Annotated in this window: 21 protein-coding genes and 1 pseudogene; 7 read left to right on the forward strand and 15 right to left on the reverse strand. The window is 66.9% G+C overall.

The annotated features are described in order from the left end of the window. Nucleotides 1-27 precede the first annotated feature (27 nt). The 7 genes from atpG to LA521A_RS17300 all read right to left on the reverse strand — a co-directional run bounded on the left by atpG (nucleotide 28) and on the right by LA521A_RS17300 (nucleotide 5,316). Nucleotides 28-891 carry a F0F1 ATP synthase subunit gamma gene (atpG, locus tag LA521A_RS17270; RefSeq protein ID WP_281780076.1) on the reverse strand — a complete coding sequence of 288 codons (864 nt, stop codon included), beginning with the start codon at nucleotides 889-891 and terminating at the stop codon, nucleotides 28-30. Between the two features lie 102 nt (nucleotides 892-993). Continuing rightward, nucleotides 994-2,544 (reverse strand): F0F1 ATP synthase subunit alpha, encoded by a 1,551-nt coding sequence (gene atpA / locus LA521A_RS17275; protein ID WP_281780077.1) that lies wholly within the window; start codon nucleotides 2,542-2,544, stop codon nucleotides 994-996. Between the two features lie 46 nt (nucleotides 2,545-2,590). After that, on the reverse strand, nucleotides 2,591-3,118 hold the full coding sequence (locus LA521A_RS17280; RefSeq protein WP_281780078.1) for a F0F1 ATP synthase subunit delta: 528 nt from the start codon (nucleotides 3,116-3,118) through the stop codon (nucleotides 2,591-2,593). Between the two features lie 48 nt (nucleotides 3,119-3,166). Next, nucleotides 3,167-3,637, reverse strand: a complete 471-nt coding sequence (locus tag LA521A_RS17285; RefSeq protein ID WP_281780079.1) for a F0F1 ATP synthase subunit B — start codon at nucleotides 3,635-3,637, stop codon at nucleotides 3,167-3,169. 89 nt (nucleotides 3,638-3,726) lie between these two features. Then, nucleotides 3,727-4,020, reverse strand: coding sequence for a F0F1 ATP synthase subunit C (gene atpE, locus LA521A_RS17290; protein ID WP_281780080.1), 294 nt, complete (start codon nucleotides 4,018-4,020; stop codon nucleotides 3,727-3,729). An 86-nt stretch (nucleotides 4,021-4,106) separates the two neighbouring features. After that, nucleotides 4,107-4,937 carry a F0F1 ATP synthase subunit A gene (gene atpB / locus LA521A_RS17295; RefSeq protein ID WP_281780081.1) on the reverse strand — a complete coding sequence of 277 codons (831 nt, stop codon included), beginning with the start codon at nucleotides 4,935-4,937 and terminating at the stop codon, nucleotides 4,107-4,109. Nucleotides 4,938-4,947: 10 nt separating this feature from the next. Continuing rightward, complete coding sequence (locus LA521A_RS17300) at nucleotides 4,948-5,316, reverse strand: hypothetical protein (protein WP_232338469.1); 369 nt, start codon at nucleotides 5,314-5,316, stop codon at nucleotides 4,948-4,950. Nucleotides 5,317-5,574: 258 nt separating this feature from the next. Between LA521A_RS17300 and LA521A_RS17305 the strand changes: the two genes are divergently transcribed. Together LA521A_RS17305 and LA521A_RS17310 are read left to right on the forward strand one after the other, a co-directional pair. Then, entirely contained in the window at nucleotides 5,575-5,793 is a 219-nt protein-coding gene (locus LA521A_RS17305; RefSeq protein WP_281780082.1) for a DUF2061 domain-containing protein, read from the forward strand. 388 nt (nucleotides 5,794-6,181) lie between these two features. Then, nucleotides 6,182-6,988 carry a hypothetical protein gene (locus LA521A_RS17310; RefSeq protein WP_343226699.1) on the forward strand — a complete coding sequence of 269 codons (807 nt, stop codon included), beginning with the start codon at nucleotides 6,182-6,184 and terminating at the stop codon, nucleotides 6,986-6,988. A gap of 76 nt (nucleotides 6,989-7,064) precedes the next feature. Here the strand turns inward: LA521A_RS17310 and lpdA are convergent, their stop codons facing one another. Genes lpdA through LA521A_RS17330 form a run of 4 tightly spaced genes read right to left on the reverse strand, consistent with a single transcriptional unit; the run spans nucleotide 7,065 to nucleotide 11,877 of the window. After that, nucleotides 7,065-8,885, reverse strand: a complete 1,821-nt coding sequence (gene lpdA / locus LA521A_RS17315) for a dihydrolipoyl dehydrogenase (RefSeq protein ID WP_281780083.1) — start codon at nucleotides 8,883-8,885, stop codon at nucleotides 7,065-7,067. A 19-nt stretch (nucleotides 8,886-8,904) separates the two neighbouring features. After that, nucleotides 8,905-9,582 (reverse strand): hypothetical protein, encoded by a 678-nt coding sequence (locus LA521A_RS17320; protein WP_281780084.1) that lies wholly within the window; start codon nucleotides 9,580-9,582, stop codon nucleotides 8,905-8,907. After that, on the reverse strand, nucleotides 9,579-11,234 hold the full coding sequence (locus LA521A_RS17325; protein ID WP_425494540.1) for a dihydrolipoyllysine-residue acetyltransferase: 1,656 nt from the start codon (nucleotides 11,232-11,234) through the stop codon (nucleotides 9,579-9,581). The genes LA521A_RS17320 and LA521A_RS17325 overlap by 4 nt, the downstream gene beginning before the upstream one ends. Further along, nucleotides 11,116-11,877 (reverse strand): DUF2884 family protein, encoded by a 762-nt coding sequence (locus LA521A_RS17330; RefSeq protein ID WP_281780086.1) that lies wholly within the window; start codon nucleotides 11,875-11,877, stop codon nucleotides 11,116-11,118. The genes LA521A_RS17325 and LA521A_RS17330 overlap by 119 nt, the downstream gene beginning before the upstream one ends. Nucleotides 11,878-12,252: 375 nt before the next feature. On the opposite strand from LA521A_RS17330, the gene LA521A_RS17335 reads away from it, so the two are divergent. The 3 genes and pseudogenes from LA521A_RS17335 to LA521A_RS17345 form a co-directional block, all read left to right on the forward strand. After that, nucleotides 12,253-12,903 carry an OmpW/AlkL family protein gene (locus tag LA521A_RS17335; RefSeq protein WP_281780087.1) on the forward strand — a complete coding sequence of 217 codons (651 nt, stop codon included), beginning with the start codon at nucleotides 12,253-12,255 and terminating at the stop codon, nucleotides 12,901-12,903. 184 nt (nucleotides 12,904-13,087) lie between these two features. After that, nucleotides 13,088-13,282 carry a hypothetical protein gene (locus tag LA521A_RS17340; RefSeq protein WP_115841930.1) on the forward strand — a complete coding sequence of 65 codons (195 nt, stop codon included), beginning with the start codon at nucleotides 13,088-13,090 and terminating at the stop codon, nucleotides 13,280-13,282. Nucleotides 13,283-13,289: 7 nt separating this feature from the next. Next, nucleotides 13,290-14,021 (forward strand): annotated as a pseudogene (locus tag LA521A_RS17345) (DNA-formamidopyrimidine glycosylase family protein); the annotation flags it as partial. A gap of 186 nt (nucleotides 14,022-14,207) precedes the next feature. Here LA521A_RS17345 and LA521A_RS17350 read toward each other — a convergent pair. Further along, nucleotides 14,208-15,050 carry a DMT family transporter gene (locus LA521A_RS17350; protein ID WP_425494610.1) on the reverse strand — a complete coding sequence of 281 codons (843 nt, stop codon included), beginning with the start codon at nucleotides 15,048-15,050 and terminating at the stop codon, nucleotides 14,208-14,210. A 199-nt stretch (nucleotides 15,051-15,249) separates the two neighbouring features. Then, nucleotides 15,250-16,320, reverse strand: coding sequence for an NAD(P)-dependent alcohol dehydrogenase (locus LA521A_RS17355; RefSeq protein WP_281780089.1), 1,071 nt, complete (start codon nucleotides 16,318-16,320; stop codon nucleotides 15,250-15,252). 160 nt (nucleotides 16,321-16,480) lie between these two features. On the opposite strand from LA521A_RS17355, the gene LA521A_RS17360 reads away from it, so the two are divergent. Next, nucleotides 16,481-16,963: a YajQ family cyclic di-GMP-binding protein gene (locus LA521A_RS17360; RefSeq protein ID WP_281780090.1), complete on the forward strand. Its 483-nt coding sequence runs from the start codon at nucleotides 16,481-16,483 to the stop codon at nucleotides 16,961-16,963. Nucleotides 16,964-16,979: 16 nt separating this feature from the next. Then, entirely contained in the window at nucleotides 16,980-17,516 is a 537-nt protein-coding gene (locus tag LA521A_RS17365) for a DUF1415 domain-containing protein (protein ID WP_281780091.1), read from the forward strand. 4 nt (nucleotides 17,517-17,520) lie between these two features. Here LA521A_RS17365 and LA521A_RS17370 read toward each other — a convergent pair whose 3' ends face one another. Both LA521A_RS17370 and LA521A_RS17375 read right to left on the reverse strand, forming a co-directional pair. Then, complete coding sequence (locus tag LA521A_RS17370) at nucleotides 17,521-18,192, reverse strand: HAD family hydrolase (protein WP_281780092.1); 672 nt, start codon at nucleotides 18,190-18,192, stop codon at nucleotides 17,521-17,523. Then, a complete protein-coding gene (locus LA521A_RS17375) occupies nucleotides 18,189-18,896 on the reverse strand; it encodes a pseudouridine synthase (protein WP_281780093.1) in 708 nt (235 codons plus the stop codon). The genes LA521A_RS17370 and LA521A_RS17375 overlap by 4 nt, the downstream gene beginning before the upstream one ends. Between the last annotated feature and the right edge of the window lie 5 nt (nucleotides 18,897-18,901).

The raw sequence follows: 18,901 nt of genomic DNA on the forward strand, positions 1-18,901 counted from the left end.
CCCGCGCGGTTTGTGTGTTCTGCGCGGTCAGACCGCCGCGGCGCCGCCGACGATTTCCGAGATTTCCTGCGTGATCGCCGCCTGGCGGGCCTTGTTGTAGACCAGGTTCAGCGTGCCGATCAGCTTGGTGGCGTTGTCGGAGGCGGCCTTCATCGCGACCATGCGCGCGGCATGTTCCGACGCGACGTTCTCGAGCACCGCCTGGTACACCAGCGACTCGATGTAGCGGTTGAGCACGTGGTCGAGCACGGTCGCCGCATCGGGTTCGTAGATGTAGTCCCAGTCGTGCTTGGCGACCTGCGTCTCCGCCGGCGGCAGCGGCAGCAGCTGGTCGAACGCCGCACGCTGCGTCATCGTGTTGACGAAGTCGTTGTAGCAGACGAACACGCGGTCGAGATTGCCGGCGCTGTAGCCGTCGAGCATCACCTTGATGACGCCGACCAGTTGCTCCAGCTTCGGCTGGTCGCCCAGGTGGGTGACCGAACCGACCATGTTGACCTTGATGCGACGGAAGAACACCGAGGCCTTCTGGCCGATGGTGACCACGTCGATCTCGACGCCCTGCTCCTGCCACTTGCGGAATTCGCCCAGCAGCTTGCGGAACAGGTTGTTGTTGAGGCCGCCGGCGAGGCCGCGATCGGACGACACGATGATGTAGCCGACGCGCTTCACGTCCTGGCGCTCGACTAGGTACGGATGCTGGTAATCGGAATTGGCCTGCGCCAGGTGGCCGATCACCTGCTTCATCACGCGAGCGTACGGACGCGAGACCTTCATGCGTTCCTGCGCCTTGCGGATCTTGGAAGCCGAGACCATCTCGAGCGCGCGCGTCACCTTGCGGGTGTTCTGCACGCTCTTGATCTTGGATTTGATTTCGCGTCCGCCTGCCATGCTCTACTCGCTTCGCTCGCTTCGGGAATGGGGAACCGGGAATGGGGAACCGTGAGAGCGCCTGCTTCTACGATTCCCGACTCTCGTCGATCGATTCCCTGCTTACCAGGTACCCGTCTGCTTGAACTCGGCGATGCCCTTCTTGAAGGTCGCCTCGATCTCGTCGTTCCAGTTGCCGGTGCCGTTGATCGTGTTGATCAGCTCGCCCTGCGTGTTGACGAAGTGGGCGTGCAGGCCCTCTTCGAACGCGAGGATCTTGTTGACCGGCACGTCGTCGAGGTAACCCTCGTTGACGGCGTAGATCGACAGCGCCTGCAGCGCGATCGACATCGGCGCGTACTGCTTCTGCTTCATCAGCTCGGTGACGCGCTGGCCGCGCTCGAGCTGCTTGCGGGTGGCTTCGTCCAGGTCGGAGGCGAACTGCGCGAACGCCGCCAGCTCACGGTACTGGGCGAGCGCGATGCGGATGCCGCCCGACAGCTTCTTGATGATCTTGGTCTGGGCCGCACCACCGACGCGCGACACCGAGATGCCGGCGTTCACGGCCGGGCGGATGCCGGCGTTGAACAGGTCGGTTTCCAGGAAGATCTGGCCGTCGGTGATCGAGATCACGTTGGTCGGCACGAACGCCGAGACGTCGCCGGCCTGCGTTTCGATGATCGGCAGCGCGGTGAGCGAACCGGTCTTGCCCTTCACTTCACCATTGGTGAACTTCTCGACGTACTCCTCCGAGACGCGCGCGGCGCGCTCGAGCAGGCGCGAGTGCAGGTAGAACACGTCGCCCGGGTAGGCTTCGCGGCCCGGCGGGCGCTTGAGCAGCAGCGAGATCTGGCGGTAGGCGACGGCCTGCTTGGACAGATCGTCGTACACGATCAGCGCGTCTTCGCCGCGGTCCATGAAGAACTCGCCCATCGTGCAGCCCGAGTAGGCCGAGATGTACTGCATGGCGGCCGATTCCGACGCCGTGGCGGCGACGACGATCGTGTGCGCCAAGGCGCCGTTTTCTTCGAGGCGACGCACGATGTTCGCGACGGTCGAGGCCTTCTGGCCGATCGCCACGTACACGCACTTGATGCCCGTGCCCTTCTGGTTGATCACCGCGTCGATCGCCAGCGCGGTCTTGCCGGTCTGGCGGTCGCCGATGACCAGCTCGCGCTGTCCGCGGCCGATCGGGATCATCGCGTCGACGGTCTTGTAACCGGTCTGCACCGGCTGGTCGACCGACTTGCGCCAGATCACGCCCGGGGCAACGCGTTCCACCGGAGCGGTCTGCGAGGCGCCGATCGGGCCCTTGCCGTCGATCGGCTCGCCCAGCGCGTTCACGACGCGGCCGAGCAGCTCGCGGCCGACCGGCACTTCGAGGATGCGGCCGGTCGTCTTGGCGACGTCGCCTTCGCGCAGGTGTTCGTAGTCACCCAGGACCACGGCGCCGACCGAGTCGCGCTCCAGGTTCAGCGCCAGCGCGTAGGTGCTGTTCGGCAGCTCGATCATTTCGCCCTGCATCACGTCGGCCAGGCCGTAGATGCGCACGATGCCGTCCGACACCGAGGTGACGGTGCCTTCGTTGCGCGCTTCGGCGGTCAGCTTGACCTTCTCGATGCGGGTCTTGATCAGTTCACTGATTTCGGACGGGTTGAGCGTGGTGGTTGCCATGGGTTGAGTCCCTTGATCCGGTTGCCCGGAATTGCAGATGAATTCGTTATTGCGACAGCGTCGACTGCAGGCGCTCGAGCTTGCCCTTCAGCGAGCCGTCGATGACCACGTCGCCCGCGTCGATCACGGCGCCGCCGATCAGCGAGGCGTCCACCGCCGTCTCGATCTCGACCTCGCGGCCGAAGCGCTTCTTCAGCGCGGCCTTGATGGCGTCGAGTTCGGCGGTCGGCAGTTCGCTCGCGGCCGTGACCTTGGCCTTGACCACGCGCTCGGCTTCGGCGCGCAGCTCCTCGAACTGGCCGGTGATCTCCGGCAGCAGCGCGAGGCGACGGTTGTCGGCGAGCAGCCCGAGGAAACGGGTGAAGGCCTCATCGGCGCCGTCGGGCGCGAGCAGGCCGACCGCATCGGCCGGGTTCAGCAGCGGGTGGCCGAGCAGCGCCTGGGCCTGCGGATCGGCGGCCACGCGCGAAGCGAAGGCGAGCGCCTGCGACCACGCAGCGGTGCGACCGCCCTCGCGCGAAAGCGCGAAGGCGGCACGTGCGTACGGACGGGCGAGGGTCAGGGCCTGGGTCATTTCAGATCATTCCGCTCGAGCGAGCCTGGGTGATGCCGCGTACACAGATCAAAGCTGGGCTGCCAGCTCGTCGAGCAGCGCCTTGTGGGCGTTGGCGTCGATTTCGCGCTTGAGCAGCTTTTCGGCGCCGGTCACGGCCAGCGTGGAGACCTGCTTGCGCAGCTCCTCGCGGGCGCGGTTGGACGCCGCGGCGATCTCGGCTTCGGCCGCCGACTTCTGTCGGTTGGCTTCGGCGATCGCGTCGTTCTTGGCCTGGTCGATGATCTGATTGGCGCGCTGGTGCGCCTGCTCGATGATCTCGTTGGCCTTCGTACGCGCGGTGCGCAGCTCGGCATCGACGCTCTGCTGGGCCTGTGCCAGGTTCTTCTGGCTCTGCTCGGCAGCGGCCAGACCCTCGGCAATCTTTTGTTGACGTTCTTCGATCGCCTTGTTCAGCGGCGGCCAAATGAACTTCATCGTGAACCAGATGAGCACGATGAACGTGATCATCTGGCCGAAGAAGGTCATGTTGAGATTCATGACAGCTCCGATGGAACGCTTTTTTCGGGCTTACGCCCGGGAGAGCCGCCCGGCATGGCCGGACGGCTCAACGGTTGCTTGTGCAGCAATTACGGCGTGGCGCCGACGGCGGCAGCAGCGTTCTTCACTTCGCCCAGCAGCGGGTTGCCGAAGGCGAACAGCAGGCCGACGGCCAGCGCGATGATGAACGCCGCGTCGATCAGGCCGGCCAGCAGGAACATACGGCCCTGCAGCATCGGAACCAGCTCCGGCTGGCGGGCAGCCGACTCAAGGAACTTCGAGCCCATCAGCGCGATGCCGAGGCACGCACCGATCGCGCCGAGGCCGACCATCATGCCGATCGCGATAGCGGTCAGGCCCTGCACACTGGCGATGAATTCCATGGTTTTCTCCTACTGAAACGTTTTGGTTTGGAAGGGTGAAGCTGAAAGGGTGGAGCGAAAGCGGTGACGCGGCGTTCCGAACAGGCTCAGTGACTCTCGTACGCGCCGGCGATGTAGACGACGGTGAGGATCATGAAGATGAAGGCCTGCAGCAGCACGATCAGGATGTGGAACAGCGCCCACGCGATGTTGAACACCACGCCCGGCACGAACATCAGGATGCCGCCGCCCAGCAGGCCGGCGATGAGCATGAAGACCAGCTCGCCGCCGTACATGTTGCCGAACAGTCGCATCGCCAGGCTGACCGGCTTGACGAGGTACTCGATGACGTTGAGGCCGAGGTTGGCCGGGGCGAGCGCGATCTTGGCGCCGGTGCCGTGCGCATGGAACGGCGCGGTCAGCAGCTCCTTGCCGAAACCGAAACCGCCCTTGGCCTTGATCGAATGACCCAGGATCAGGAAGAACACCACCACCGACATCGCCAGCGTGGTGTTGAGGTCGGCGGTCGGGACCCAGCGGAAATAGGTGTGGTGCGCGGCCTCGGCGCCGGCGGCCAGCTTGATGGCGGTGTACGGCGCATCCAGCGGCAGCAGGTCCATGCCGTTCATCAGCACGACCCACACGAAGATCGTCAGCGCCAGCGGCGTGATCGAGCGACGGTCGCCGTGGAAGCTGTCCTTCACCTGGCCGTCGATGAATTCCAGGATGAGTTCGACGAACGCCTGGCCCTTGCCCGGGACGCCCGCCGTGGCCTTGCGCGCGAAGAACGCGAACCAGGCGATGAAGATCAGTCCAAGCACCAGCGACACCGCCCAGGTGTCGATATGGAACGCACCGCCGAACACCTCGATGGTGTTCTGCTGGAGGTGATGCTGGATGTATTCGTTCAGGCCGCCCGAACCGGTCTGTTCGCTCACGAAAGACACCTTATCGTTTCAAAAGATTGGCCAATACGAATGCGAGCGTCGCCGCAAGCACTCCCACCAGCATCGGCAATGGCGGCAGCTTGAACCCGGCCAGGCCGAGGGTTAAAACTCCAAACACCACCACCCACTTCAACATCACCCCGGCCAGAAGCCGCCCCATCGCCATGCCGGCCGGCTGTATGCCGCCGCCCAGGGCCATCAGGGCCGCCACCAGTCCGCCTGCGACGACTGCGCCGCCGCCCACCGCCGCCGCCAGCGCCATGGGCGCCCCGAGGGGGATGAACGCCAGCGCGGCCAGCGCTGCCGCGGCGGCCTGCCAGGCAGTCGCGCGCGACGCCAGCCGGCGGCCTGCGGACAAGGGATCGTGCACGCGGGACTCGTCGGTCTGGGGCAGGCGCAAAGCGCCCGGTAGAGCCGCAAAAGTATAAAGGTCCCCTTAAGTCCGGGCAACCTGCGAGGCTCGCCGCGGACGGATTTCGCCCGGATTCGGGCCAATCGGCACGATTTCGGAAGGCCGCGACATTTTCTCGAACAATAGGCGCCCCCTATCGTTCCGCACGGAACATTCGATTGGACCGGTACACGGCGACCCCCATAATGAGAACCACTCTCATCTAAGGCATTCGCCATGGCCAAGACCTTCAGCTTTGCCGCCGTGCACTTCAGCGTCGCCTTTACCGTGGGCTACCTGATGACGGGCAGCGTCTGGGTAGGCGGCGCCCTGGCCCTGGTCGAGCCCGCCTGCAACACGGTGGCGTTCCACTTCCACGAGAAGATCTGGAAGCGCATCGAGGCCCGCCGCCACGCGGCACGTGGTGCGTCGGGGACCAACGCCGTCGCTTTGTGACGGCCGTCCGGTTTCGCAATCCCCGTCGCGGAATGCGGAACCTTTCCGCAGCCCCCCGGTCCCATCTGTTGATCGCCCGCCGACGCTCTCTCCTCGTCAACGGCAGTCCCGGTGGGCCCTCCGAAGCCCCGGCTCGCGCCGGGGCTTCTCCTTTTCTGTTTCTGCACCTGTGCATTGCGCGTCGCCAATGCGTTCCGCGGATCGACGTGCGCGATGTCGCAACCACTTCGCGCAACCACGAAGCGATGCACGTGAGTCGCATGTGATCGTGCGTGCGCTTCATCGCATCGACGCGGCATCAACGCATGCATCGCGGCGACTTTCACTTTTGCTGCATCGCTCATAAGGCTCCATTACGCACTCGCAATCGCCTCGATGGAGTGGACTGATGATGGAGTTGAAGCGTTTGGGCCTTGCGTTGGCCCTGTCTTCCGTGTTTTTTGCCGGCGCCGCGCAGGCGCAACAGAACGATCGATTCACCCTTCGCATCGGCGCAATGGATGCCGATGCGTCCAGCGAACTCACTGCCAACACGACCTTCATGGGGCAGGACTATCGCTACAGCCAGGACTTCGATTTCGGCAGCAACGAAGTGTCGCCGCGCATCGACGGCACGTTCCGTTTCAGCGACCGCCAGCGCCTGGTGTTCGACTACTTCCAGTACGACAAGGAAAACACCACCACGCTCGACCGCGATCTGTCGTACGACCAGTACACGATCCCGGCCGGCAGCTTCGCGCGCGCCGAGGTGGAGTTCACGCTGGCCAGCCTGATGTACGACTACGCCGTGGTCGACACCGACACCTTCGAGCTGGGCCTGCAGGTCGGCGCAGAGTGGGCGAAGCTCGACGGCAAGCTGCTCGCCGAGGCAGGCCCCTACCGTTACGCGGACAGCGACCAGGAAGACGGCTACGCGCCGGTGGTCGGTGCGCGCTTCACGTTCACGCCGAGCGAGAAGTGGCTGATCAACGTGCAGGGCCAGTACCTGGACGCCGACTGGGGCGACTTCGGCGACTACGACGGCAGCATCTCGCGTGCGAACGCCGCCGTGGAATATCGCTTCACGCCGGTGTTCGGCGCGTTCGTGGGCTACGACTGGTTCAAGCTCGATGCGCGTCGAAACGGTCGCGATGCCTCGCTGGGCCTCGACCACCGCTTCAAGGGTCCGGTCGCGGGCGTGTCGTTCTCGTTCTGATCGACGCCGCAAACGCGTGAAACGAAACAGGCGCGGAGTTCCGCGCCTGTTTCGTTGATGCCGCCTGCAACCCCGCTTACTTCTTCTTCGGGATGTACAGGTCGGTGATCGTGCCTTCGTAGACTTCGGCCGCCATCGCCACCGTTTCGCTGAGCGTCGGGTGCGGATGGATGGTCGCACCGATGTCGCCGGCTTCCGCGCCCATTTCGATGGCAAGCGCCACTTCGCTGATCAGGTCGCCCGCGTGCACGCCGACGATGCCGCCGCCAATGATGCGATGCGTCTTCTCGTCGAACACCAGCTTGGTGAAGCCTTCGCCGCGGCCGATACCGACCGCACGAGCGGAGGCCGCCCAGGGGAACTTGCCCACGCCGACGTGCAGGCCCTTGGCCTTGGCTTCGGTTTCGGTGACGCCGACCCAGGCGATTTCCGGATCCGTGTACGCCACCGACGGCACGACGCGCGCGACCCACTCGCGCTTCTCGCCGGCGGCGACTTCCGCCGCGAGCTTGCCTTCGTGCGTCGCCTTGTGCGCCAGCATCGGCTGGCCGACCAGGTCGCCGATGGCGAAGATGTGCGGCACGTTCGTACGCATCTGGCGATCGACCGGGATGAAGCCGCGATCGGTCACCTGCACGCCCGCCTTGTCGGCGTCGATCTTGTTGCCGTTCGGCGCGCGGCCGACGGCGACGAGCACGCGATCCCACGTGCCGTTTTCCAGCGCGGGCGTCGCGCCGGCTTCGGCCGCTTCGAACGACACGTTGATGCCGGCCTTCGAGGCTTCGACCTTCGCCGCCTTGGTCTTGAGGTGGACGATGACGCCCTGCTTCTTGAGGCGATCGGCCAGCGGCTTGACCAGGTCCTTGTCGGCGCCCGGCATCAGCTGGTCCATGAACTCCACGACCGTCACTTCACTGCCCAACGCGCGATACACCGTCGCCATTTCCAGGCCGATGATGCCGCCGCCGACAACCAGGAGCCTTTTCGGCACGTCGGCCAGTTCCAGCGCATCGGTCGAGTCCATGATGCGCGGGTCGTCCCACGGGAAGTTCGGCAGCTTCACCGCCTGCGAACCGGCGGCGATGATGCACTGCTCGAAACGCAGCAGCTGCGTCTTGCCGTCTTCGGCGGTGATCTCCAGCTCGTTCGGCGACACGAACCGGCCGACGCCCTGCACCGTGCGCACCTTGCGCTGCTTGGCCATGCCGCCCAAGCCCTTGGTGAACTGGCCCACGACCTTGTTCTGCTTGAAGTCGCGCAGCTTGTCGATGTCGATCTTCGGCTTGCCGAAGCTGATGCCGATGTCGGCCGAATGCGCGGCTTCCTCGATCAGCGCCGCGGCATGCAGCAGCGCCTTCGACGGGATGCAGCCGACGTTGAGGCAGACGCCGCCGAGGCTGGCGTAGCGCTCCACCAGGACGGTATCCAGGCCCAGGTCGGCGGCGCGGAACGCGGCGGTGTAGCCGCCGGGGCCGGAACCCAGCACGACGATGCGGCATTCGATATCGGCCTTGCGCCCGGTGCCCAGCGCGGGCTTGGGCGCTTCGCTCGGCGGTGCGGCCGGCGACGGCGCGACGGGCGGCTTCGCGGTTTCGGGCGACGGCGCGGCTGCGGGCGCGGCGGCCTTCGGCGCCTCGGCCTTCGGCGCAGCGGCTTCGCCGGCGCTTTCCAGCACGACGATCACGGCGCCCTCGGCGACCTTGTCGCCGACCTTGACCTTGATCTCCTTCACCACGCCTTCGTCCGACGACGGCACTTCCATCGTCGCCTTGTCCGATTCCAGCGTGACCAGGCCCTGGTCCTTCTTCACCGTGTCGCCGACGGCGACGAGCAGCTCGATCACCGGCACGCCGTCGTAATCGCCGATGTCCGGCACCTTGACTTCAATGGTCGCCATTGTGGGGGTCTCCTGCGGCTCAGCCGGTGGCGCCGGCGAGCGTCTGTTCCAATTGCAGTTCGAGTTGGTCCAGCGACTCTTCGAGTTCGCGCCAACGCTTGAAGCGCTTTTCGTCGCTGTCGTCGGTCGCCTCGATCAGCAGGCCGACCTGCTCCATGAGTTCGGCGGCCGGGCCGCAGCCGGGCTGCAGGCCGCTGAAACGCAGCGGCTGGCCGGTGGCCGTGTCGTCGACGACGAACAGCAGGACTTCGCCGTCGTGGAACTGCGCGGCGCGATCGGCCGGCACCTGCGTGCCGAGCGCGCGCTGCCAGTCGGTGACGACGCGACGCGCGAGCGCGGCCGGCATCGGCACTTCGACCACGTCGGGCTGCTGGCCCACGCGCAGTTCGCGTTTGCCGCCGCTCCAGACCTCGACGCGCTCGTCGGCCTGCGTGAAGCGCAGGCGCCAGTCGCCCTCGCCTTCGCCGGCATAGAGCTGCACGCCGCTTTCCACGCTGCGCGCGGGCAGGCGGGTCAGGCTCAGCACGGGCCGGGTGCCCCCGAAGAACAGCTGCTCCACGGCGGTGCCGTAGTTCTCCGTCGCCGGCGGCCAGCCGCGGCCGATGTCGAGCGTGCATGCATCCTGCGCGTGCACGGCGGACGTCGTTGCCAGGGCGGCCAATGCCGCCATCGCCAGGCCCAGCGCGCGCTGCGTCACAGCAGCACGCGCCGCATGTCGGCCAGCAGCTGCGCCAGGTATGCGGTGAAACGTGCGGCCGCGGCGCCGTCGATGACGCGGTGGTCGTAGCTCAGCGACAGCGGCAGGATCAGGCGCGGCGCGAACTGCTTGCCGTCCCACACCGGGCGGATCGCCGACTTGGACACGCCGAGGATCGCGACTTCCGGTGCGTTGACGATCGGCGTGAACTTGGTGCCGCCGATGCCGCCCAGCGAGCTGATCGAGAAGCAGCCGCCGCTCATGTCGGCGGGGCCGAGCTTGCCGTCGCGGGCCTTCTTCGCCAGCTCCGAGGTTTCCTGCGCGATCTGCAGCACGCCCTTCCTGTCGACGTCGCGCACCACCGGCACGACCAGGCCGTTGGGCGTGTCGGCGGCGAAGCCGATGTGGAAGTATTTCTTGAGCACGAGGTTCTCGCCCGAACCGTCGAGCGAGGCGTTGAACGTCGGGTACTTCTGCATCGCCGCCACCGACGCCTTCATCAGGAAGGCGAGCATGGTGAGCTTGACGCCGCTCTTCTCGTTTTCCTTGTTGAGCGCGACGCGCAGCTCTTCCAGGTCGGTGATGTCGGCATCGTCGTGCTGCGTGACGTGCGGGATCATCGCCCAGTTGCGCGCGAGGTTCGCGCCGGACAGCTTCTGGATGCGCGACAGCGGCTTGCTTTCGATTTCGCCGAACTTGGCGAAGTCGACCTTCGGCCACGGCAACAGGTTGAGCCCACCGCCACCGGCGATCGGCGCGGCGCCGGCCGACGGTGCAGCGCCGCCTTCCATGACCGACTTCACGAACTTCTGCACGTCCTCGCGGCTGATGCGGCCACCGCGTTCGCTGCCCGAGACCTGCGACAGGTCGACGCCAAGCTCGCGCGCGAACAGGCGCACCGACGGGCTGGCGTACGGCACCTTGTCGGGCATCAGTTCGTTGGAGTCGAAAGTGACCGGCGGGCTGCGCGGCGGCATGGCTTCCGGGTCCACGCCCGGACGCGAGGCGTCGATGGACGCCTGGGCGATGCGGTCGGCCTGCTGCGGCACGACGACGGGCTCGACACTGGTGCCGGTCTCGGATGCCTTGACCTGCTGCGATGGCGCGGCGGGTTCGGCACGGGCCGGGGCGGCGGCCTTCGCCGGCGCGGCTTCGGCCTTCGGTGCTTCCGCCTTCGGCGCTTCGGCGGCAGGCGCGGCGTCGGTCGGCTCGATCAGCGCCACCACGCTGCCTTCGGCGAGCTCGTCGCCGATCTTGACCTTGATCTCGCGGATGACGCCGGCGAACGGCGCCGGAACCTCCATCGTGGCCTTGTCCGATTCGAGCGTGACCAGTCCCTGGTCCAGCTTCACCGTGTCGCCTACCGCGACCAGCAGTTCGATCACCGGCACGCCGTCGTAGTTCCCGATGTCGGGAACGCGTGCTTCTTTGAGCTCAGCCATTGTGGGGGGTCCCGCAGACGCGAAAACCCTATTGTGCGGTTTGCCGGCCCATGCGCCAACCAAGACTTCCGTACGTACCGGTATCCGGTACTCAGCGTGTCGTCTCGCCCTGCTCGCCCGCCCGGGCGGCCTCTTCGGCGGCGTCGGCGGCGGGCGTGGGATCGCCGGACCGGTGGGCCCGGAGCATGGACAGCGGTTGCCCGTCGGCAAGGCGGAACTCGAGCGCATCGTCGATGCGGTCCAGTTCGACCAGGCGCCGGCACAGACCGTCGGCGCGTGCTTCCAGCGCCCGGGCACGGGGTTCAACGCGGGCATCGATCTGCGCGTCGAGATCCTCCAGCCGCTTGAGCCGCGACGCGTCGCCACTGAAGGCGGCGCCGATCGCCCCGGACACGATGTCGCCGATCATGCTCGGGATCACCTCGGCGACCGCTTCGCCAATGCCGTCGCCGAGCTCGCGGCCATTGAACCGGGTGGGGGTGACCGACCGCGCCAGCCGCGCGTCGATCTGCGAGCGCGCGCGATCGAGCTTCTGCTTCACCAACTTGGGGTCGCTCGCAAACCCGGCGGCCACCTCGCCCAGCACGGTGAAGGCGATGTCGGCGGCGTCGCGCCCGATCGCCTGCGCTTCCGGCATCGCGGCACGCGCGCCGCGTTCGAAGTCGGCGATGCGTTGCCGGTCGGCGGCGTTCAACTCCACCCAGCGGTCGTCGACGAACAGCTTCCCCTGGCGCATCACGATGGCGTGCGGCACGCCCGATTCGCGGGTGAGGATGACGCTGCGTTCGTCGATGGTCAGGTCGTAGTCACTGTCGATCTCGCACGACGCGTTGAGCTCGACGTCCGCCGCCATCGCCGGCGGGACGACGAACGCGATGCACAGCGCGCACGACGCTAACTGTCGATTCATGGAGCGCTCCCCCGTCCTTTCCGTGGGTTTCCATCTTGCATCCTGCGCGGCGCGTTGTCCTCCACCGCGTTTACACACCGCCCCGTGCGCCGGGCCGTCGAGCTTTCGTCAACGATGCGCGACCGCGGTCAAGCGCGATTCATCACGAAAGTGGCAAGCACGCGCGCCGCGTTGACCCGAGTCGACCGCGCGAAAGTTCCGTGATCGCGCGATCGCGACGCAAGAACGGTTCATTCGCCGGTCGCTACGTTGGCGCCGCCTTTCCAAGGCAGCCTCCCCCAAGGCGTGATCGCTAGACCAATAACAGGAGATTTCTCCATGAAGCACTTTCGTCAGTTGACCCTGGCCGTCGTGGCCACCCTCGCCATCGCCCCTGCCTTTGCGCAGGAGATCACCGGCCCCGATACCAGCGGCAAGCGCTTCGCCGTCGTGGGCGGCTACACGCTGGCCGAACCGACCAAGAATCCGCTGATCGCCGGCGAGCGCACCACCGTGGACGGCGACGGCGCCGCCACCCTGAGCGCGAACTACTACGTCACCGACAACATCGCCATCGAGGCGTGGGGCGCGGCCGACAAGTTCGGCAACCGCGTGCGCACGCCCAACGGCAAGATCGCCAGCGTCGACACGCAGCCCTACGCGCTGAGCGGCCAGTACCACTTCGGCAACACGCAGAGCATCGTGCGTCCGTTCGTGGGCCTGGGCTATTTCGAAGCCAACACCGACGGCGAGAAGGCCGAGCCGACCGGCGCGCTCGCCGGCCAGCGCATCGGCGTGGAAACCGCCAAGGGCGCGATGGCCACCGCCGGCGTGGACGTCAACATCACCCCGACCTGGTTCGCGCGCGCCGACGTGCGCTACATGCACGACACCACCGGCCAGCCGAACGTCACCGTCGACGGCGCCAACGTCGGCAAGGCCGAGCTGAATCCGGTCACGGTCGGCGTGGGCGTGGGCGCCCGCTTCTAAGGCGCATCGTTCCATGCATGACGAAACGGGCCCCGATCGGGGCCCGTTTTGTTTCGGTGGCGTCATGGCTTCACGCCGGGCACGCGCCGCGCTCGACCGCGCGCTGAACGTGTTCACGCCACCCTAACCGCGTCCCCGTAGGGTCGCGGTGACCCACGGAATTCACCCCTGCGAGGAGTTGCGCATGACCACGAAGCTCGACAAGCCCCTGCGTCGCGAAATCCAGATCGAGGAACGCGCCTACACCCTGACCATCGACGCCGATGGCCTGAAACTGGTCGAGAAGGGCCGCCGCAACGGCCAGGAACTGCGCTGGGCCGACCTGGTCAGCGGCAACGCGCAGCTGAACGCGGCGCTGTCGGCCAGCACCGAGCGCTGATCCGCCCGTGCCTGAAGGCCCGACGATCGTCATCCTTCGCGAGGAGGCGGCAGGGTTTCAAGGGCGCGTGGTGAAGCAGGTCACCGGCAACAGCCGGCTCGACCTGCAGCGCATGCGCGGTGAGCGCATCACCGCGCTGTGCAGCTGGGGAAAGCATTTCCTCATCCGCTTCCCCTCCTTTGCGATGCGCGTGCACTTCATGCTGTTTGGCAGCTACCGCATCAACGAGCGCCGCGAAGCCGCCCCGCGCATGAGCCTGCAGTTCGCCGATGGCGATGAACTGAACTTCTACGCGTGCTCGCTTCGTTACGTCGAAGGCGACCTGGACACCGTCTACGACTGGAGCGCGGACGTCATGGCCGACGCCTGGGATCCGAAGAAGGCACGCCGCAAACTCAAGGCCAGGCCGAAGCTGCTCGCCGCCGACGCGTTGCTCGACCAGACGATCTTTTCCGGCGTCGGCAACATCATCAAGAACGAAGTGCTGCACCGCATCCGCGTGCATCCGGAGAGCCAAATCGGTGCGCTGTCCCCGCGCAAGCTCGGCGAACTGGTGACCCAGGCGCGCGAGTACAGCTTCGATTTCCTGCGCTGGAAGAAGGAATACGTCCTTCGCAAGCACTATCAGGTACATACCAAGACGATCTGCCCGCGCGACGGCACGCGGTTGACGTACCGCGCAAAACTCGGGCATTTCCAGCGCCGCGCATTCTTCTGCGAGACCTGCCAGGTGTTCTACGGCGAACGCCTGCCGCCGCCGGAACCGATCAGTCGCGTGAGGAAAGCGGTCCCGAAAGTAGCGACGAAAGCGCCCGCGAAGGCCGTCAAGAAGGCCGCGAAAAAGATCGCCAAGAAAGCCGTCAAGAAGGTGGCTAAAACCGCGACGAAGCGGACCACTGCCCGACGCGTGTGATGCGCTTACCGCTCAGGGATGCTCCGCTTCGGCGTGCACCTTCTCGCGGCGGATCAAATACAGCCCGCTGGCGACGATGATCGCCGCGCCGATCCAGGTGATCGCATCGGGCAACACGCCCCAGAAGGTCAGGTCGAACAGCACGCCCCACACCAGCGCGGTGTATTCCAGCGGCGCGATCGCCGACGCCTCGCCCATGCGGAACGCCTCGGTGATCGCGTACTGTCCCAGCGCCCCGGCCACGCCGATGCCGGCGATCAGCCAGAAGTCCTCGCGACGGATTGCCACCCATTCCGGCCACGCCAGCACGCCCGCGCCGACCGCGATCATCGCCATCAGCCAGACCATCATCGACTGCGTGCTGTCGGTGCGCGCGAGGATGCGCACGGTGATCGCGCTGACCGCGTACATCACCGCCGCCACGAGCACCGCCAGCGCGGCGAGGCTGATCATGCCCTCGCCGGTCGGTCGCAGCAGCACGATGACGCCGACCAGGCCGATGGCGATCGCGGTCCATCGACGCGGCCCGACCTTCTCGCCGAGTACCGGCACCGACAGCGCGGTGATCAGCAGCGGCGCGACGAAGAAGATCGAATACGTCGTCGACAGGGGCAGCTTGGAAACGGCGAAGACGAAGGTCGCCATCATCGCCACGCCCAGCACGCCGCGCAGCAGGTGCAGCGACCAACGCACCCGCAGCAGCGGCGCGACGCCGGCCGTCGCGATCGCCCACACCAGCACCAGCGGGAAGGAGGCCGCGCCGCGCAGCGAGGCCACCTGGAACGGCGGATAGTGCGTGGAGAGCTGCTTCAGGCCCGCATCCATCATCGCGAACATCGCCACGGCGACCAGCATGGTCAGCATGGCGCGGCCCTGGTGCGCGTTGCGGGAGGGGGACATGGCGGGAACCGGCGGGTGGGGCCCGGCACTATAGCGGGCCGCAGCGGCCGGCATGCGCCCCGGTGGCCCGGGTAAGCGAAGCGCATCCGGGTTGCGCGTGACAGGACCCGGGTGCGCTTCGCTTCCCCGGGCTACGAAAGCGTGGGGCGTTGCGCTACTTCAGGCTAGCCAGGTCGATCACGAAGCGGTACCGCACGTCCGACTTCAGCATGCGCTCGTAGGCCTCGTTGATCTGGTCCATGCGGATCAGTTCGATGTCCGACGCGACGCCATGCGCGGCGCAGAAATCCAGCATTTCCTGCGTTTCGGCGATGCCGCCGATCATCGAACCGGCCAGGCGGCGACGCTTGCGGATCAGCACGCCCGCGGCGACCGACTCCGGCGCTTCCGGCAGGCCGAGCAGGACCATCGTGCCGTCGAGCCTGAGCAGGTTGAGGTAGGCGTTGTAGTCGTGTTCGGCCGAGACGGTGTCCAGGATGTAGTCGAAGCTTCCCGCGAGCGTCTTGAACACCGTGCCGTCGCGCGTGGCGGCGAAATCCTGCGCGCCCAGTGCGAGCGCGTCGTCGCGCTTGGATTCGGACGTGCTCAGCACCGTGACGTGTGCGCCCATCGCGGCGGCGAGCTTCACCGCCATGTGGCCGAGCCCGCCCAGGCCGACGACGGCCACGCGGTCGCCCGGCTTGACGCCGAAATGCTTCAGCGGCGAATACGTGGTGATGCCGGCGCACAGCAGCGGCGCGGCGCGATCGAGCGGGATCGACTCCGGAATGCGCAGCACGTAGCCCGCGTCGACGACGATCTGAGTCGAATAGCCGCCGTAGGTCGGCCGGCTGCGGTCCTGCCGGCGACGATCGCCCGGGTCGCGCTCGAAGCTGTTGTACGTGGCGGTCATGCCGAAATCGCAGTACTGCTGCTCGCCGGCGTCGCACGAGGGGCACTGGCGGCACGAATCGACGAAACAGCCGACGCCGACCGCCTCGCCGATCGTGAACGCGGTGACCTCACTGCCGAGCCTGGCGACGCGGCCGACGATCTCGTGGCCCGGCACCATCGGGAAGGTCGCGCCGCCCCAGCCGTCGCGCGCCTGGTGGATGTCGGAGTGGCAGACGCCGCAGTACAGGATGTCGATCAGCACCTCGCGCGGACCGGGCTCGCGGCGCTCGACGGTGAACGGTTCCAGCGGCGTGGTGGCGCTGAGCGCGGCGTAGGCGGGCGTGGCGGACATCGGTGTTCCTGGATGCGGGAGAATCCGGAAAGTCTAGTGGCGCCGATGTTCCCGCGCCGTGCGCCAATGGTCGGCACGCCGTCGACACAGCGTTCCAGCGCTGCAGCTTCGCGCCCGCTGCGCTACCCTTTGCGCCCCCGAAACAGCCGCGGAGCGACCCATGCCTTCCTTCGACATCGTCTCCGAAGTCGAGAGCCACGAACTGACCAACGCCGTCGACCAGGCCAATCGCGAACTGGGCACGCGTTTCGATTTCAAGGGCGTGGACGCGAAGTTCGTGCTGGAAGACCAGGTCATCACACAGTCCGCGCCGAGCGATTTCCAGCTCAAGCAGATGAACGACATCCTGCGCGCGCGGTTGATCGCGCGCGGCATCGACGTGCGTTGCCTGGAATTCGGCGACGTGGAAACCAACCTCGCCGGCGCGCGCCAGAAGATCACCGTCAAGCAGGGCATCGAGCGCGAACTGGCGAAGAAGATCCAGGCCTCGATCAAGGACGCCAAGCTGAAGGTCGAAAGCCAGATCAACGGCGACAAGCTGCGCGTCACCGGCAAGAAGCGCGACGACCTGCAATCGGCCATTGCGCTGCTGCGCGGCGTGGAGTTTGAGCGCCCGCTGCAGTTCGAGAACTTCCGCGATTGATCCGCGTGCCGGCGCGATGAACACAGACGACCCCATCGCGCAGACCCGCCGCTGGCTGGAGCGCGCGGTGATCGGGCTCAATCTGTGCCCGTTCGCCAAGGCGGTGTACGTGAAGCAGCAGGTGCGCTTCGTGCTAAGCGAAGCGACCACGCAGGAGTCCCTGCTCGATGAACTCGCCGCGGAGCTGTCGCTGCTGGCCGCCGCCGAGCCCGAGGCCATCGATACGACGCTGCTCGTGCACCCGCACGTGCTGGCGGATTTCCTCGACTACAACGACTTCCTCGATCGCGCCGACGCGGCCGTCGTCGCGCTCGGACTGGAAGGCGAGATCCAGGTCGCGAGCTTCCATCCGCAGTACCAGTTCGCCGGCACCTATGCCGACGAGATGGGCAACTTCACCAACCGCTCGCCGTTCCCGACGCTGCACCTGTTGCGCGAGGCGAGCATCGACCGCGCGGTGGCGGCGTTTCCCGATCCGGACGTCATCGTGGAGCGGAACATCGCGACCCTGGAAAACCTTGGCCGCGAGGGCTGGGACGAGCTGATGCGCTGAGTGTTCAGCGACGCAGCGCGGGCTCGATCAACGCCCGCGCGTGCACCAGCGAATCGACGATGCGATGGCCGAGCGCGCGCACGGCGTCGTCGGGAATCACGAGGTCCGGCACCTGGATCGGCGTCATCCCCGCCGCGAGCGCGGCACGCACGCCGGGCACGGAATCTTCCAGCACGACGCATTGCGACGGCGCCACGCCGAGGCGCTTCGCCGCGAGCAGGTAGATGTCGGGCGCCGGCTTGGTGTGCTGCACTTCGTTGCCGGCGACGACTTCGTGGAAATGCGGAAGCAGTCCGGTCGTGGTGAGCTTCTGCAACGCGCGCTCGCGACGCGTCGAGGTGACGACCGCGCGCGGGATGCCGCGCGCTTCCAGCAACGCGAGCAGTTCGAGCACGCCCGTCTTCAGCGGCAGGCCGGCCTCGACGTGTGCGTCGTAGCGCACCTGCAGCCCGTGCAGCAGCGCCTGCAGCGTTTCTTCGTTGCCGAAGCGCTGCCGCAGCAGGTCATGGCACGCCCGATCGGAGAGGCCGACGAACGACAGCCACAGCGCGTCCTCCACCTCGAGCCCCAGTTCCTGCGATGCCTCGCGCCAGCATTGCAGCAGCGCGCGCTCGCTTTCGATCATCAGGCCGTCCATGTCGAACAGCACCGCGGCGGGGGTGAACTCCAGCTTCATGCCTTGCCTCCGAACAGCGCGTCCAGGTCGCCCGCGTCGAGCAGCCGCCACTGCCCGGCGGGCAGGTCGCCCAGCGACAGTCCACCGATGCGGCTGCGATGCAGCGCGTCCACGTGGTTGCCGACCGCCGCGAACATGCGCCGCACCTGGTGATAGCGGCCCTCGGTGAGCGTCAGCGCGGCGTGGCGCGCGTCGCGCACGTCGAGCGACGCGGGCGCGAGCGGCGTGGTTTCCGATTCGAGCATCAGCGTGCCGCTGGCGAACACCTCGCCCTCGTCGCCGCGCAGGTCCTGCGCGAGCGTCGCCTCGTACACCTTCGCGAGCTTCGCCTTCGGCGAGACGATGCGATGCAGCAGCGCGCCGTCGTCGGTCATCAGAAGCATCCCGCTGGTGTCGCGATCCAGGCGGCCCACGCTCGACAGCAGCGGCGAGCGCGCACGGAAACGCAGCGGCAGCAGGTCGTAGATCACACGCCCCGGATCCTTCGTCGAACACGTGTAGCCGACGGGCTTGTGCAGCATCAGAGTCATGCCGGCGGGCGGATCGAGCGGCTCGCCGTCGATGCGGATGACCTCGTGGCCGACCTTGTCGTCGGCGTAGAGCACCTCGCCCTGCGCATCGGTGATGCGGCCTTCGCGGAACATCGCCGCGACCTCTTTCCGGCTTCCGTAGCCGAGGTTGGCGATGAGTTTGACCAGCTTCATTCAGT

It is taken from the genome of Lysobacter auxotrophicus (assembly GCF_027924565.1).
GTDB lineage: Bacteria > Pseudomonadota > Gammaproteobacteria > Xanthomonadales > Xanthomonadaceae > Lysobacter_J > Lysobacter_J auxotrophicus.

Coding starts and splice junctions, on each gene's coding strand:
- atpG (WP_281780076.1), bottom strand. CDS start 891: ATGGCAGGCGGACGCGAAATCAAATCCAAGATCAAGAGCGTGCAGAAC.
- atpA (WP_281780077.1), bottom strand. CDS start 2,544: ATGGCAACCACCACGCTCAACCCGTCCGAAATCAGTGAACTGATCAAG.
- LA521A_RS17280 (WP_281780078.1), bottom strand. CDS start 3,118: ATGACCCAGGCCCTGACCCTCGCCCGTCCGTACGCACGTGCCGCCTTC.
- LA521A_RS17285 (WP_281780079.1), bottom strand. CDS start 3,637: ATGAATCTCAACATGACCTTCTTCGGCCAGATGATCACGTTCATCGTG.
- atpE (WP_281780080.1), bottom strand. CDS start 4,020: ATGGAATTCATCGCCAGTGTGCAGGGCCTGACCGCTATCGCGATCGGC.
- LA521A_RS17305 (WP_281780082.1), top strand. CDS start 5,575: ATGGCCAAGACCTTCAGCTTTGCCGCCGTGCACTTCAGCGTCGCCTTT.
- LA521A_RS17310 (WP_343226699.1), top strand. CDS start 6,182: ATGATGGAGTTGAAGCGTTTGGGCCTTGCGTTGGCCCTGTCTTCCGTG.
- lpdA (WP_281780083.1), bottom strand. CDS start 8,885: ATGGCGACCATTGAAGTCAAGGTGCCGGACATCGGCGATTACGACGGC.
- LA521A_RS17330 (WP_281780086.1), bottom strand. CDS start 11,877: ATGGCGGCGGACGTCGAGCTCAACGCGTCGTGCGAGATCGACAGTGAC.
- LA521A_RS17335 (WP_281780087.1), top strand. CDS start 12,253: ATGAAGCACTTTCGTCAGTTGACCCTGGCCGTCGTGGCCACCCTCGCC.
- LA521A_RS17340 (WP_115841930.1), top strand. CDS start 13,088: ATGACCACGAAGCTCGACAAGCCCCTGCGTCGCGAAATCCAGATCGAG.
- LA521A_RS17350 (WP_425494610.1), bottom strand. CDS start 15,050: ATGCTGGTCGCCGTGGCGATGTTCGCGATGATGGATGCGGGCCTGAAG.
- LA521A_RS17355 (WP_281780089.1), bottom strand. CDS start 16,320: ATGTCCGCCACGCCCGCCTACGCCGCGCTCAGCGCCACCACGCCGCTG.
- LA521A_RS17360 (WP_281780090.1), top strand. CDS start 16,481: ATGCCTTCCTTCGACATCGTCTCCGAAGTCGAGAGCCACGAACTGACC.
- LA521A_RS17365 (WP_281780091.1), top strand. CDS start 16,980: ATGAACACAGACGACCCCATCGCGCAGACCCGCCGCTGGCTGGAGCGC.
- LA521A_RS17370 (WP_281780092.1), bottom strand. CDS start 18,192: ATGAAGCTGGAGTTCACCCCCGCCGCGGTGCTGTTCGACATGGACGGC.
- LA521A_RS17375 (WP_281780093.1), bottom strand. CDS start 18,896: ATGAAGCTGGTCAAACTCATCGCCAACCTCGGCTACGGAAGCCGGAAA.